This window comes from Nonomuraea muscovyensis, assembly GCF_014207745.1.
In the GTDB taxonomy this organism is placed as follows: domain Bacteria; phylum Actinomycetota; class Actinomycetes; order Streptosporangiales; family Streptosporangiaceae; genus Nonomuraea; species Nonomuraea muscovyensis.
Map to the genome: position 1 here is coordinate 438,750 of NZ_JACHJB010000004.1, position 13,771 is coordinate 452,520.

A 13,771-nucleotide genomic window follows, 5' to 3' on the forward strand; every position below is an offset into this window, starting at 1 on the left:
ACGGTAGGGACTATCGCGGAAGATCCAGTTCCGCGATCCGCCCTCTGAGCCAATCCCGCTCGGCCTGGCTGGCGGCTCGGGCGATCACCAGCATGCCGCGCCGGTACGGGTCGGGCTCGTCGCGCGCCCGGACCGGCCGGCCGCCCTCGTAGAAGAAGCCGGCGGGAGCCTCCAGGAAGGCGAGCCGGCGGCGCAGCACCCGTGCCTGGTCGGCGGGGTCGGGCAGCGCCGACAGGAACGCGAGCAGCGCGAAGAACCTGCTCTGGTCGCTGATCTGCAGGTCGGCGGGCTCGCGCAGCCGCCCCAGCAACTCTTCGCGGCCGGCGGGGGTGATGGTCAGCACCTGCCTGCGCGCGGCGGCGGCGCCGGCCTCCTCGTGCCGCTTGACGAGTCCGGCCGTTTCGAGCCGGGAGATGGCGGGATAGAGGGCGCCGTCGCTGACCGGGCGCAGGTGGCCGGACAGCCCCGTCAGGCGGGCCTTGAGCTCGTAGCCGTGCATCGGCCGCTCGTTGAGGAACCCCAGGATCGTCAGGGCGAGGTCACCGCCGCTTGCCATGGGCGCATCGTAGCGCTATACCTCTAATCGAGATACCACGAATCGAGGTACACATGATCCGGCTGGCCCTTCCCGTCTACGTGGAGCTGGTCACGGCGGTGGTCGCGGTCGGCCTGATCGACCTGCTGTGGGTGTCCGGTCTCGGCGAGGCCGCCATCGCGGCGGTGACCGTCGCCACCACGGCCGAATACCTGGCCTACGGGCTGTTCCTGGCCGTGCCGACAGGTTTGACGGTGCTGGTGGGCCGCCGTGACGGCCGCGAGCCGCTCGGTCCCGTGGTGCGGGCCGGCTGGAAGCTGTGGGCCGTCCTGTCGGTGGCGATCACCGTGCCCGCGGTGCTGCTGCGCGAGCCGCTGGCCGCCCTCTTTTCTGCGGAGTGGCGGCTGACGGCGGAGTTCTTCCTGATCTCGCTGGGCGGCCTGCCGGTCTACTTCGCCCAGACGGTGGCGGACGGCGTGCTGAAGGGACGGGGCGACACGAGGCGGCCCATGCGGCACGCGCTCGTCTGCAACGCGCTCGTGGTGGCCCTGGACCCGCTGTTCATCCACGGGCTCGGCCTGGGTGTCCAGGGGGCGGCGCTGGCCACCGTGGCCGCGCGTGCGGTCACGCTGGCGATCACGCTGGTCGCCCTCTCACGAGCGCTGTCACAAGCACTGTCACGAGCCCCGTCACAAGCTCTGCCGCGCGTGCCGTCACCAGTGCCGTCGCGGACGGCCGGGGCGTCCCCGAAGGCCGGACCGGGCGGCGCGGGCCTGGCCCGGGAGGTGGTGCGGACCGGACTGCCCATGTCGGGCGACTTCCTGGCCCGTTCGGCCGTGGGCCTGGCTCTGGTGGACCTGGTGGCCGGGTTCGGGACGGCGGAGCTGGCCGGTTACGGCATCGGGCAGAAGATCATGCTGGCCGGGGTCATGGTCTTCTACGCCCTGCGGCAGGCCGCGCTGATCCGCACGGCCCGCGGCGAGGCCACCGGCTCGCCCCTGTGGCTCGGTCTGGGAGCCGGGGCGGCGGTGGCGGCCGTGCTGAACGCCGTGGCGGTGCCCGTCACAGCGCTCTTCGCCGCCGACCCGGCTCCCGCCGTCGGCTTCCTGCGCTGGATGGCGCTCTATCTGGTGCCGTTCGGCGGGCTGATCGCCGTGGGCGGGGTGCTGCAGGCGAGCGGGCGTGGCGGCCGCCTGCTCGCCGCCACGCTGGCCGGCTTCGCCGTGCAGCTTCCGCTGGCGTACGCGCTGAGCGGGTGGCTCGGCGTGACGGGCGTGTGGCTGTCGATGGCGGCCGGCGCGTGCGTCAGCCTCGCAGGCGCGCTAGTGCCACGCGGATCCGGTCCTGGGTCCGCTCGCGGCCGAGCACCTCGATCGACTCGAACAGCGGCAGGCCCACCGTCCGGCCGGTGACCGCCACCCGCACCGGGGCCTGCGCCTTGCCGAGCTTGAGCCCGTGGGCCGCGCCGACCTCCTCCAGCGCCGACTTCAGCGACTCGGGGTCCCAGCTCACGGTGTCGAGCCGCTCCAGGAAGCCGGTGAGGATCTCCACCGGGGAGTTCTTCATCGCCTTGTCCCAGGACGCCTGGTCGAACACCGGCTCGTCGAGGAACAGGAAGTCGACGTTCTGCCGGATCTCCGACAGCAGCGTGATGCGCGTCTGCGCCAGCCCGGCGACCTTGCTGAACGTCTCGCGGTCCCAGTCGGGCTCCAGGTAGGGCGCGCAGCGGTCCTCGAAGGTGTCGACGGGCAGGGCGCGGATGTACTCGCCGTTGAACGCGCGCAGCTTCTTCTCGTCGAAGTACGCGCTGGAGCTGTTGACGTCCTCCAGCCGGAACAGCGGCACCATCTCCGACCACGGCATGATCTCGCGGTCGTCGCCGGGCCCCCAGCCGAGCAGCATGAGGTAGTTGACCATGGCCTCGGCGAGGTAGCCCTCGGCGCGGTAGTCCTCCAGGGCCACCTTGTCGCGCCGCTTGGACAGCTTCTTGCGCTGCTCGTTGACGATGACCGGCAGGTGGGCCCAGACCGGCGGGGTCGCGCCGAGCGCCGGCCACAGCAGCTGCTGCTTGGCGGCGTTGCCCAGGTGCTCCTCGCCGCGCACCACGTGGGTGATGCCCTGGGTGATGTCATCGACCGCGTTGGCCAGCACGTAGAGCGGCGAGCCGTCGGTGCGGGCGATGACGAAGTCCTCCTGGGCGTCGTTGGGGAACTCGACCCGGCCCCGGATCACGTCGTCGACCACGGTCACGCCCTCGTCGGCGGTGCGGAAGCGCACCGCGCCCTCGGTCAGGCCCCGGTCGCGGCAGTGGCCGTCGTAGCCCTTGTGCTCGGAGCCGGTGCGGCGCTGGAGGTCATCGCGCGTGCAGTCGCAGTGGTAGGCCTTACCGTCGGCGAGCAGCTTGGCGACCGCCTCGCGGTGCTGCGGCTCGTACGCCGACTGGAAGTAGGGGCCCTCGAACGCCGGGTTGGTCCCGTTGATGCCGATCCAGTCGAGGGCCGAGATGATGCCCTCGGTCCACTCGGGCCGGTTGCGGGTCGCGTCGGTGTCCTCGATGCGCAGCACGAACCTGCCGCCCGCCTGCTCGGCCAGCGCCCAGTTGAACAGCGCCGTCCGGGCGCCGCCGACGTGGAACATGCCGGTGGGAGACGGGGCGAAACGCACCCGTAGATCAGTCACGAGCGACCACCTTGTTCGTCAGAGTGCCGATGCCTTCGATGCCGACGCTGACCTCGTCGCCGATCTCGATCGGGCCGACGCCGGCCGGGGTGCCGGTCAGGATAACGTCACCGGGGATCAGCGTCATGACCGCGCTGACATAGGCCACCAGGGCCGGGATGTCGTGGACGAGCTGGTTGGTGCGGCCGCTCTGGCGCACCTCGCCGTTGACCGTCGTGGTGAGGGCCAGGTCGCTCGGGTCGAGGTCGGTGCGGATCCACGGGCCGAGCGGGCAGAAGGTGTCGAAGCCCTTGGCCCGGGTGAACTGCACGTCGCGCTTCTGCAGGTCGCGTGCCGTCACGTCGTTGGCGCAGGTGTAGCCGAAGATGACGTCCTTGACCCGCTCGACCGGCACCTCGCGGCACAGCCGGCCGATCACCACGGCCAGCTCGCCCTCGAAGTCGACCCGGTGGGACAGCGTGGTGGGGTAGGCGATGGACTCGCCGTGGCCGATCACGCTGGTGGACGGCTTCATGAAGATGAGCGGCTCGTCGGGCACCTCGTTGCCCAGCTCGCGGGCGTGCTCGGCGTAGTTGCGCCCGATGGCCACGACCTTGCTGGGCAGCATCGGGGCCAGCAGCTTCACCTGGCTCAGCGGGTGGCGCTCACCGGTGAACTGCACCTGCCCGAACGGATGACCGGAGATCGCGGAGACGAACTCCTCGCCCGGGCCGCCCTCGACCACGCCGAACGACACGCCTTCGCCTGTGGAGAACCTCGCTATACGCACCCGTCAAGGCTATCGCCGCCGCCGGGTCGCGAGGTCCGGCGACGCCCCCCGGCGATAGCCTGGAGCTCGCACCGGTTCACGCAGGGGGGTGCGATGAGGCCGTCGCGAGAGGGGTCGCGTTGTCCGTCGTGAAGATCAATGTGCTGACGGTGCCCGCCGAGATGCGGGACGAACTGGAGCGCCGGTTCGCCGGCCGGGCCGGGATGGTGGAGTCGTCCGACGGGTTCGAGTGGTTCGAGCTGCTCAAGCCGGTCGACGGCACCGACCGCTACCTCGTCTACACGCGCTGGCGCAGCGAGGACGACTTCCAGGCGTGGCAGCAGGGGCAGTCCTTCGCCCGCGGCCACGCCCAGGCTGCCGCCGACGCCGGGCGCGGCGAGGCGCCGGGCGGGTCACACGGCGAGTCGGGCGCACAGGGTCAGGGGCACGGCCACGGGCGCGGCCCTGCCGCCACGGGCTCGGAGGTGTGGTCGTTCGAGGTCGTCCAGAGCGCCGGCCCCAAGCAGTAGAGCCGGCCCGGGCGGCGGGGAGGTTCTTTGATCGAGCGCCTCTACTTTCGGCGGCGGGTTGCCAGCCGCACGACGAGGAACACCAGGCCGCCGATCACAAGAAGCTGGAGGAGTTCGGGGACGCCTAAGTTCATGGTTGTCCTCGTGTCGAGGGTGGCCGTCTTCACGCCATATCCTACCCAGGATCGCGAAGTGTCACCGGAGTACTAGGAGCGGTCGAGCGGGTTGGCGGCGATGCGTTCGGCGATGCCGGACCGGACGAACCCGCCGGCCAGGCTCGACGGCTTGCGCTCGCCCTGGTCGGCCACGCACGCGGCGAACTCCTTGGCGATGTCCAGCCGGGGGTGGCGGGCCAGCACCTCCTCGCGCAGGTCGGCGGGGATCTCGTCGGTGCGCCGGCCGGAGATGTCCATGCCGGTCGAGAGCTCCAGCAGGTGCCCCTCGGGGTCCTCCTCGACCGGCACCTCCGCCCACATGTGCCGGACGATCACCTCGTGGGCGCGCTGCCTGCGCTCGGGCGACCAGCCGGCGCCGGCGCAGAAGGCCCAGGCCACGTGCCCGCCCGCCTCCTCGTACGGCACCGTGTGGCTGTCGAACTCGGCGGTCAGCCCGATGTCGTGCAGCATGGCCGAGACGTACAGCAACTCCGCGTCGAAGCCGATGTCGTGCAGCCGGGCGTGGGCCGCGGCCCACACGTACGCCCTGATGGAGTGGTTGAGCAGGGACGGCGAGTGGTAGCGGGCCGCCACCTCGTAGGCGGCGCGGCAGGCGGCGGTGTCGGGGAGCACGAGGTCGGTCAGGTTCATACCGCCCATCATGTCGGCAGGCGTCCGCGGACGGGAGCGGCCGTGCGGTCACCTATCGAAAAGATCCGGCCAACCTAGCCCACAGGCTGCTGAGACGCCCGCTCGGGCACCGCCCGCGGCGGTGAGCCGGCCGGGCGGCGGGCGACGGCGAGACCGGCGGCCAGACACGCGAGCGGCACGGCCGGCAGCACGTAGCGGTGGTCGAAGGCGGCGATCAGCACCGGCAGCACGAGCAGCGTCACCGACGCCGCCCACGGCAGCAGCACCTCGCCGCCGAGTCGCCGCCACCGGAGCACCACCCCGGCGAGCCCGAGCAGCAACAGCGCGGCGAGGAACGGCCCGCGCAGGAAACCGAACGCCTGGTAGCCGCGGATCCAGCCCGCGTACGGCTCCACCATGACCGTCTCGCCGGAGCGGCCCTGGTAGGCGATGGTGATCTCCTCGGCGGTGCGGTCGCCGGAGGCGATCGAGTCCTTGAACGGGGCCGGCCGCTCCGGGAAGACGTAGGCGCTCTGCGGCCCCTTGACGGGGTAGACCCGGCGGTCCCAGGAGAAGACGTGCGCGAGGTCTGCCAGGCCGGCGGCGAGGAAGTCGACCGGCTGGGCGAGGATGGCCTGCCTGGCGAAGGCGCCGGCCACCTCGTCGCGCCGGGCCGAGCCGCCCTTGACGGAGGTGATCGGCGAGTCGGCGGACCAGATGTACTCCGGCGGCGCCTTGCGCTGCCCGAGCGGCTCGGCCGGGCACAGCTCGGGCGTGTCCGGGTCGATCTTCGCGCAGTCGGCGAACGTCATCGTGCGCGCCCACAGGAACGTGCCGCCGCGGCTCAGCGCGTACGCGCCGTGCTCGGCGTGGAACCACACCGCGTAGCCCGCGAGCGGGATCGCGCTCGCCACGGCCAGCGCGACGAGGGGCCGCCACCCGGCCCGGCGCAGCAGCAGCGCGGCCAGCACCACGGCGATGAGCGGCAGCCCGATGGTCCTGGTGACGGTGGCCGCGGCCAGCAGCAGGCCGGCCGCCGCGGCGGTCCAGGGGGTGGCGGTCCACGGCGGCGGCCGCCACATCAGCAGCGCCACCGCCGCCATGACGAGGAACACGAACAGCAGGTCCGCCATGATCAGGTGTTCGAGCTGGATCTGGAAGGCGTCCAGCAGCACCGGCAGCGCGAACACCGTGGCCGCCCAGCCCGGCAGCCGGCGGCGCAGCAGCGCGTACACCAGCACGCCGATGCCCAGGCCGAGCAGGTGCTGCACGACGACGACCAGTTCGATGCCGGACAGCGGCCGCAGCGCCCACAGGAACAGCGAGTAGCCCGAGGTGCGCGTCTCCAGCGGGCGCGGGTCGAGCCCGGCGTTGAGATAGGCGAAGGAGTCGGCCCAGAACCAGATCGCGGGCTGGTAGCCGAGCACGGCGACGGCGCGCAGCAGCACCCCGGCCAGCAGGGCGAGGAGAAAGGCCCCGTGTGCGCGCACCCTGGACACCATCCGCCTCCTCAGCCTTGACATGGGCGAACCAGGATACAAAGGTCTGCGCGGCACATCGGGCCGCTAACGATCCTGCAGCCAACTTGACCGGTTGATCCAGATTCGGCCAGCATGTTCCGCCCCGAGACTTTTTGATCTGGAAGGACCCGGCGTGCGGCGCCTCGCGATCCCCCTTGCCCTCATGCTCGCCACCGGCATGCTGGGGAGCCCCGCGCAGGCGGCCACTCAGACGGGCACCCAGGCCGTCGCACAGACGACGGCGGCGCCGAAGCGGACCAGCCAGTGCCAGGGCGACTGGATCCCCGGCACACCGACCGTGGACGACGTCATGAAGGGCGAGATCTCCCTCGTCGGGCTGCCGCCGTTCAAGCTGGGCAAGAAGATCGACTGGGACGCGAGCCCGTACCGCAACCGCTCGTGGGAGTTCGTCTTCCACTCGCTGCGCTGGATGGGCACGCTGGTCGTCGCCTACGAGAACACCGGCGAGGAGCGCTACCTCGACCGGGCCGAGGAGATCACCAAGGACTGGGTGACCGGCAACCGTCGCGGCGCCCCCGGCACCCCGTCGTACGTCTGGAAGGACCACCCCGTCTCCCTGCGCTCGCAGGCGCTCGTCTGCCTGAGCATGCACGTCAAGGACGGCTGGCTGAAGAACAGCCTGGCCGAGCACGCGCGACTGCTGGCCGACCCGAGGCTCTACAAGAAGGGCCACAACCACGGCATCGACCAGGACATCGCGCTGATGAGCATCGGCTGCCGCTACGGCCGCAAGGACTGGACGGGCCTCGCCGTCAAGCGGCTCACCGGCACGGTCAAGCTGGACGTCGACTCCCAGGGCGCGCTCATGGAGCAGGCGCCGCGCTACGCCGTCTACGTCCACGGCCGCCTCCAGGTCGCCATGACCAACCTGAAGGACTGCGGGCGCAAGGTGCCCGGCGAGATCTCCCGGCGGGCCGAGGCGCTGAAGGACTTCGTCGCCCACTCGACCCAGCCCAACGGCTACATGGTGCCCATCGGCGACGGCAGCGCCGAGACCGAGCCGAGGATGGACACCGGCACGCCCGGGCAGAAGGTCAAGGTCTACCGGGCGGGCTACGTCTACGGCCGCACCGCCTGGGGCAAGCCCGACTCGGCGTACTACTCGATCAGGTTCGGCCCCGGCACGAAGTTCCACGGCCACGAGGACCACCTGGGCGTCACCTACTACGCGCACGGCCGCGACATCCTGGTGGACGCCGGTTTCCACTCCTACGAGAAGAGCGCCTACCGTTACTGGACGATGTCGCCCGAGGCGCACAACGTGCCCACGGTCGTCGGGCAGCGGTTCCGGCCGCGCACCGCCAGCAGGCTCACCAAGACCGCCTACGGCGACAACAGGCAGGCCTTCCGCCTCACCGACAAGGCCTACGGGGTGAGCCGCACCCGGTCGGTGCTGGTCAACCACGGCGAGGACCTGATGGCCGTGCACGACACCGCCTCGGGCGGCGAGAAGGTGCGCAACGTGTGGCGGTTCGCCCCGTCGTACAAGGTGGTGTCGAACGGCGGCGGCCGGGTCGTGCTGAGCGACGGCAAGTTCAGGGTGACGCTGCTGCAGCTCTCGCCCGACTGCAAGCCGGTGGGCGGGCAGAAGGTGGAGCGTGGCGGAAAGCTCGGCTGGGTGTCGCCGACCTACCTGTCGAAGCAGCCGGCCGAGGTCGTCGTCTCCCCCGCCGCCGAGTCGCTGCTGACCGTGATCGTGCCGGACACCGACGACCCGAAGGTGTCGTGCTCGGGCGGGAAGGTCAGGGTCCAGGGCATGACCTTCCCGGCCACGTTGCTCTAGCGGCTCAGGACGTCTCGCGGCCCGCGCGCAGCAGGCCGTACGTGACCGCCTGCTCCAGCGCCTGCCACGAGGCGTCGATGATGTTCTCGGCGACGCCGACCGTGGCCCACTCGGCCGTGTCGTCGCTGGAGGTGATGAGGACCCGGGTGATGGCGCCCGTGCCGTGGGTGCCCTCCAGGATGCGCACCTTGTAGTCGACCAGCTCCAGCTTGGCCAGCTCGGGGTAGAGCTTCTCCAGCGCCAGCCGGACCGCGCGGTCCAAGGCGTTGACCGGGCCGTTGCCCTCGCCGGTGGCGACGATCCGCTCGCCCTTGGCGTGCAGCTTGACCGTGGCCTCGCTGACCAGTTCGCCGCCCTTGGTCCGCTCGACGATCACACGCCACGACTCGACCTCGAAGTGGCGGCGCCGCTCGCCGTGCACGGTGTCGCGCAGCAGCAGCTCGAACGAGGCGTCGGCGGCCTCGAAGGTGAATCCCTGGGACTCCAGGTCCTTGACCCGAGCGACCAGCGTCTTCGTGCTCTCCGGGGTGAGCTCGTAGCCCAGCTCGCGGCCCTTCAGCTCGACCGAGGCCCGGCCGGCCATGTCGGAGACCAGCATGCGCATGTCGTTGCCGACCTGGGCCGGGTCGATGTGCTGGTAGAGGTTGGGATCCACCTTGATGGCGCTGGCGTGCAGGCCGGCCTTGTGCGCGAAGGCGGAGGTGCCCACGTAGGGGGCGTGGGAGTTGGGCGTGACGTTCGTGACCTCGGTGATCGCGTGGGCGATGCGGGTCATGTCGGCGAGCGCCTGCGGGGGCACCAGGTCGAAGCCGCGCTTGAGCTGGAGGTTGGCGACCACGGTGAAGAGGTTGGCGTTGCCGGAGCGCTCGCCGTAGCCGTTGGCGCAGCCCTGCACGTGCGTGGCGCCCGCCTTGACGGCGGCCAGGGTGTTGGCGACGGCGCAGCCGGTGTCGTCGTGGCAGTGGATGCCGACGCGGGCGTCGGTCTGGGCGGCGGCGTGCACGATCTCGGCCAGCTCGTCGGGCAGCATGCCGCCGTTGGTGTCGCACAGGGCGACGACGTCGGCGCCGGCCTCGGCCGCCGTCCTGAGCACCTCCAGCGCGTACGCTGGGTTGGACCGGTAGCCGTCGAAGAAGTGCTCGGCATCGAGGAAGACTCGCTGTCCCTCCGCACGAAGGTGGGAAACCGTGTCGCGGATCATCGCCAGGTTTTCCTGGAGACTCGTGCGGAGGGCCAGCTCCACGTGCCGGTCGTGGCTCTTGGCGACAAGAGTCACGACCGGCGCGCCGGATTCGCGCAGTGCGGCCACCAAAGGGTCGTCGGCTGCCTTCACACCGGCCCGGCGGGTCGCGCCGAACGCGGCAAGCTGCGCGTGTCTCAGGTCGAGCTCTGTTCGAGCGCGCCTGAAGAACTCCGTGTCCTTGGGGTTGGCGCCCGGCCAGCCCCCTTCGATGAAGCCGACGCCCAGGCCGTCCAGGTGGCGCGCGACGGCGAGCTTGTCAGCGACGGTGAGGTTGAGCCCCTCCTGCTGTGCGCCGTCACGCAGCGTCGTGTCATAGACGTGGAAGCGGTCGTCGGCCATGGTGTCGTCTCTCCCTGGAAAACCCTGAAACCCCGGAAAACAAAAAGACCCCTCACGGACGTGAGAGGTCTGCGCGCTGGCGGTGTCCCTTTGTCAGCCAGCGCGCCTGCTGATAATGAGCAGACCGTAGAACATGGTGCCTGGCAGTCTGCCACACGCACTCACGATCTGGCACATCGGTCTCATCCTCTGGGACGAACGATCGACCCGGGCCGGGCTCACACCGTGACGCCGGGCTCCCCGACGACGGCCGCTTCCAGGGCGTTCGGGTCGAACGCCTCGTCACCCAGCACCCGCCCGTCGAGCACCAGCGTGGGCGTGCCGTCGATCCGGACCTTGGCGCTCTCCTGCAGGTGGGCCTCGGCGTACACCTGGGAGGTCACGCACTCGTCCACGGCCGCGCCCGCCTTCCGCGCGGCCCCGGCGAGCTCCTCCACCGTGAAGCCCGACGCCTCGCCGTGCGGGGCGGGCTGCATGCGGTAGAGCTCGTCGCGGAAGGCGAGCCAGTTGGCCTCCGGGACGCACCGCGCGGCGGCGGCGGCCCGGACGGAGTTGGAGCGCATCGGCTCGTCGCGGAAGATCGTCACCGGGTGGAAGACGACCTTGACCTTGCCCTCCCTGGCCAGGCGCTGGATCGTCGCGTCGACCCGGGTGTGCAGCTCCTTGCAGACCGGGCAGTCGTAGTCCTCGTAGACGTCGAGCACGGGAGCGTCACCACCGGTGTCGGCCAGCACCATGCTGCCGTCGCCCTGCCGTACCAGCCGGACGCCCTGCGACGACGTCGCCGGCTCGGTGAGCCCCAGCGCAGCGATCACGGCCAGCACCGCGCAGGCGGCCACGACGGCCACCGCCAACCTCGTCTTCATTCCCCGCCTCACCTCGTTGATCGGCCGAGACACTACCCCAAAGCGGGCGCAAAGGGTCGGCCGGGCGGGCCGGGCGCCGCGAAGATCGTGACGGTCCGCCACAATGGCCTGATGAAGGCTTCCGTGCTCCAGCCCGACGTCGCCCGCTACCTCCTCGACCACTGCACGCCGCCCGACCGGCTGCTGGAGGAGCTCGCCGCCGAGACGCTCGCCGCGACCGGCGACAGCGCGGGGATGCAGATCTCCCCCGACCAGGGCCGCTTCCTCACCATGATCACCCAACTGGTGGCGCCGGACGTGGCGGTGGAGGTGGGGACGTTCACCGGTTACTCGTCCATCTGCATCGCCCGCGGGCTGTCCGGCGGCCGGCTGCACTGCTTCGACGTGAGCGAGGAGTGGACGTCGATCGCCCGGCGCCACTGGGAGCGCGCCGGGCTCACCGACCGCGTCACGCTCACCCTCGGGCCCGCCGCCGACACGCTCGCCGCCTTCGACCAGCCGGTCGACCTGGCCTTCCTGGACGCCGACAAGCAGGGCTACCCGGTCTACTACGAGCTGCTCGTCGAGCGGCTGCGGCCGGGCGGGCTGCTCATGGTGGACAACACCCTGTGGTCGGGCCGCGTCACGGACCCGGCGGACGAGACTCCGACGACGGTGTCGATACGTGAGTTCAACGACCTGGTGGCGGCGGACCCCCGGGTCACGACGGTGCTGCTGCCCCTGGCCGACGGGTTGACCATGATCCGAAAGAACTAGCGAACGAGTTTGCGAAAGCTTGGGCGAATGTTGACGCGCATCGTTACGGTGAGTATCTCACGAAGCACGTTGCGCTTATCGCCCAGGAGGGGATGATGGAAGCATGGCCAAGGTTCTGGAACGCCCCAAGACCGAGCACGTCCAAACGCTGCCACTCGACCAGCACTATCAGGCCGTCTGCGATCTGCTGCCCAAACACCGGGTGGAGCTCATCCACGACCGGATCGTGGTGAACGAGGTGCCGACATGGAACCACAACAAGGCCATCTCCAGGCTGCTCAAGCAGATCATCCACCGGGCCACCGAGCACGACTGGGACATCGGGACCCACATCACGCTCTTCCTCGGGGCCCAGGCTGATCGCTATATCCCCGACCTGACCGTCGCGTCGCCGGAGCCGCGCACGTGGGGTGACGACCAGCTCTACGCCGCCGACACCCTGCTGGTGGTGGAGGTGGTGTCGCCCAGCAGCGTCCACGACGACTACGCCATCAAGCCCGGCGGCTACGCGGCGGCCGGGGTGCCACTCTTCCTCCGGATCGACCCGCTCAAGGGCATCTGCAGCCTGATGAGCCATCCTTCCGACAGGGGCGTCTACCTGCACCACACCGATGTGGCCATCGGTGAGCCGCTGGACCTTCCCGGACCGTGGAAGCTCACTCTCGACACCGGCAAGCTCGTCGACGAGTGAGCCCCCATGGCCGGGGGTGACGGCTAGCAGATCTTGTGGACCCAGCCGTGCGGGTCGGGGCGCGAGCCGTACTGGATGCCGACCAGTTCCTCGCGCACCCGCATCGTGACCGGGCCGGGCGTGCCGTCGCCGATGGTCCAGGCGCGGCCGGCGCCCTTGACCGAGCCCACCGGCGTGACCACCGCGGCCGTGCCGCAGGCGAAGACCTCCGTCAGCTCGCCCGACTCGCAGCCGGCCTGCCACTCCTCCACCGAGACGAGGCGCTCCTCCGCCTCCAGGCCGAGGTCGGCGGCGAGGGTGAGGATCGATTCGCGGGTGATGCCGGGCAGCAGCGTCCCGGTGAGCGCGGGGGTGACGAGCTCGTCGCCGAAGACGAAGAACAGGTTCATCCCGCCCATCTCCTCGACGTACTCGTGCGCCTGGGCGTCCAGCCACACGACCTGGTCGCAGCCGTTCTCGACGGCCTGGCGCTGGGCGACGAAGGCGGCGGCGTAGTTGCCGCCGCACTTGGCGAACCCGGTGCCGCCCGGGGCGGCGCGGGTGTACTCGGTCGACAGCCACACCGAGACCGGCTTGACGCCACCGCTGAAGTAGGAGGCGGCCGGGGAGGCGATGACGATGTAGGAGTAGGTGCGCGAGGGGTAGTTCACGCCGAGGCCGACCTGGGTGGCGATGAGGAAGGGCCGCAGGTAGAGGCTGTGCCCTTCGGTGGTCGGCACCCACTCCCGGTCGGTCTGCACGAGCAGTTCCAGCGACTCGACGAACGTCTCCTCCGGCAGTTCCGGCATCGCCATGCGAGCGGCCGAGCGGTTGAGCCGGGCCGCGTTGGCGTACGGGCGGAAGGCCACGATGGAGCCGTTGACCTGGCGGTAGGCCTTGAGTCCCTCGAACAGTTCCTGCGCGTAGTGCAGGACCGACGTCGCCGGGTCGAGGCTGAGCGGCCCGTACGGCACGAGCCGGGCGTCGTGCCAGCCGCGGCCGTCGGTGTAGTCGATGACGACCATGTGGTCGGTGAAGGTCTGCCCGAAGCCCGGGTTCGTCAGTACCTGCTCCCGCTCGGCCGCGGTGCGAGCGTGGTCGGATAGCTGCACGTCGAAGCTGAGCTTCTGAGCGATGGTCATGACGGACGTCCTTCTCTCTACTGTGGCGCGGTGCCGGCCTGGACTGCTCGGCGGCGGTCAGTACTTCCTATTGTCTCGCCATTTGGGATGGCAAGGGGTGATGGGGTGTGTTTTGTGCCCTTGGCATGCGAAAAGCGCCTGGCGGGTCCGGTGC

Annotated in this window: 14 protein-coding genes; 5 read left to right on the forward strand and 9 right to left on the reverse strand. The window is 70.6% G+C overall.

The features are described 5' to 3' along the window. Window positions 1-10 precede the first annotated feature (10 nt). Window positions 11-556 (reverse strand): PadR family transcriptional regulator, encoded by a 546-nt coding sequence (locus FHU36_RS39830; protein ID WP_185089278.1) that lies wholly within the window; start codon window positions 554-556, stop codon window positions 11-13. Between the two features lie 53 nt (window positions 557-609). Between FHU36_RS39830 and FHU36_RS39835 the strand changes: the two genes are divergently transcribed. Then, on the forward strand, window positions 610-1,947 hold the full coding sequence (locus tag FHU36_RS39835) for an MATE family efflux transporter (RefSeq protein ID WP_185089279.1): 1,338 nt from the start codon (window positions 610-612) through the stop codon (window positions 1,945-1,947). Here the strand turns inward: FHU36_RS39835 and gltX are convergent. Together gltX and FHU36_RS39845 are read right to left on the reverse strand one after the other, a co-directional pair. Then, a complete protein-coding gene (gene gltX / locus FHU36_RS39840) occupies window positions 1,841-3,214 on the reverse strand; it encodes a glutamate--tRNA ligase (RefSeq protein WP_185089280.1) in 1,374 nt (457 codons plus the stop codon). The two genes, FHU36_RS39835 and gltX, sit on opposite strands and share 107 nt — an antisense overlap. Beyond that, window positions 3,207-3,983 carry a fumarylacetoacetate hydrolase family protein gene (locus FHU36_RS39845; RefSeq protein WP_185089281.1) on the reverse strand — a complete coding sequence of 259 codons (777 nt, stop codon included), beginning with the start codon at window positions 3,981-3,983 and terminating at the stop codon, window positions 3,207-3,209. Before FHU36_RS39845 ends, gltX begins: the two co-directional genes overlap by 8 nt. Window positions 3,984-4,102: 119 nt before the next feature. Here FHU36_RS39845 and FHU36_RS39850 point away from each other — a divergent pair, with 119 nt between their 5' ends. Further along, window positions 4,103-4,492, forward strand: coding sequence for an antibiotic biosynthesis monooxygenase family protein (locus tag FHU36_RS39850; protein ID WP_185089282.1), 390 nt, complete (start codon window positions 4,103-4,105; stop codon window positions 4,490-4,492). 41 nt (window positions 4,493-4,533) lie between these two features. Here FHU36_RS39850 and FHU36_RS46070 read toward each other — a convergent pair whose 3' ends face one another. From FHU36_RS46070 to FHU36_RS39860, 3 genes are all read right to left on the reverse strand, one after another. Continuing rightward, entirely contained in the window at window positions 4,534-4,659 is a 126-nt protein-coding gene (locus FHU36_RS46070; protein ID WP_281394599.1) for a hypothetical protein, read from the reverse strand. Window positions 4,660-4,698: 39 nt separating this feature from the next. Further along, complete coding sequence (locus FHU36_RS39855) at window positions 4,699-5,298, reverse strand: HD domain-containing protein (protein WP_185089283.1); 600 nt, start codon at window positions 5,296-5,298, stop codon at window positions 4,699-4,701. A 74-nt stretch (window positions 5,299-5,372) separates the two neighbouring features. Next, window positions 5,373-6,767 (reverse strand): hypothetical protein, encoded by a 1,395-nt coding sequence (locus tag FHU36_RS39860; RefSeq protein ID WP_185089284.1) that lies wholly within the window; start codon window positions 6,765-6,767, stop codon window positions 5,373-5,375. Window positions 6,768-6,930: 163 nt separating this feature from the next. On the opposite strand from FHU36_RS39860, the gene FHU36_RS39865 reads away from it, so the two are divergent. Next, window positions 6,931-8,601, forward strand: a complete 1,671-nt coding sequence (locus FHU36_RS39865) for a heparinase II/III family protein (protein WP_312892164.1) — start codon at window positions 6,931-6,933, stop codon at window positions 8,599-8,601. Between the two features lie 4 nt (window positions 8,602-8,605). On the opposite strand, the gene cimA is transcribed toward FHU36_RS39865, so the two are convergent. Then, window positions 8,606-10,183 carry a citramalate synthase gene (cimA, locus tag FHU36_RS39870; RefSeq protein ID WP_185089285.1) on the reverse strand — a complete coding sequence of 526 codons (1,578 nt, stop codon included), beginning with the start codon at window positions 10,181-10,183 and terminating at the stop codon, window positions 8,606-8,608. A gap of 218 nt (window positions 10,184-10,401) precedes the next feature. Beyond that, complete coding sequence (locus tag FHU36_RS39875) at window positions 10,402-11,049, reverse strand: DsbA family protein (protein WP_185089286.1); 648 nt, start codon at window positions 11,047-11,049, stop codon at window positions 10,402-10,404. A 111-nt stretch (window positions 11,050-11,160) separates the two neighbouring features. Between FHU36_RS39875 and FHU36_RS39880 the strand changes: the two genes are divergently transcribed. Together FHU36_RS39880 and FHU36_RS39885 are read left to right on the forward strand one after the other, a co-directional pair. Further along, window positions 11,161-11,805, forward strand: a complete 645-nt coding sequence (locus FHU36_RS39880) for an O-methyltransferase (protein WP_185089287.1) — start codon at window positions 11,161-11,163, stop codon at window positions 11,803-11,805. Window positions 11,806-11,908: 103 nt separating this feature from the next. Continuing rightward, window positions 11,909-12,496 carry a Uma2 family endonuclease gene (locus FHU36_RS39885; protein ID WP_185089288.1) on the forward strand — a complete coding sequence of 196 codons (588 nt, stop codon included), beginning with the start codon at window positions 11,909-11,911 and terminating at the stop codon, window positions 12,494-12,496. Window positions 12,497-12,519: 23 nt separating this feature from the next. Here the strand turns inward: FHU36_RS39885 and FHU36_RS39890 are convergent, their stop codons facing one another. Further along, window positions 12,520-13,617 carry a branched-chain amino acid aminotransferase gene (locus tag FHU36_RS39890; protein WP_185089289.1) on the reverse strand — a complete coding sequence of 366 codons (1,098 nt, stop codon included), beginning with the start codon at window positions 13,615-13,617 and terminating at the stop codon, window positions 12,520-12,522. Window positions 13,618-13,771: the final 154 nt, after the last annotated feature.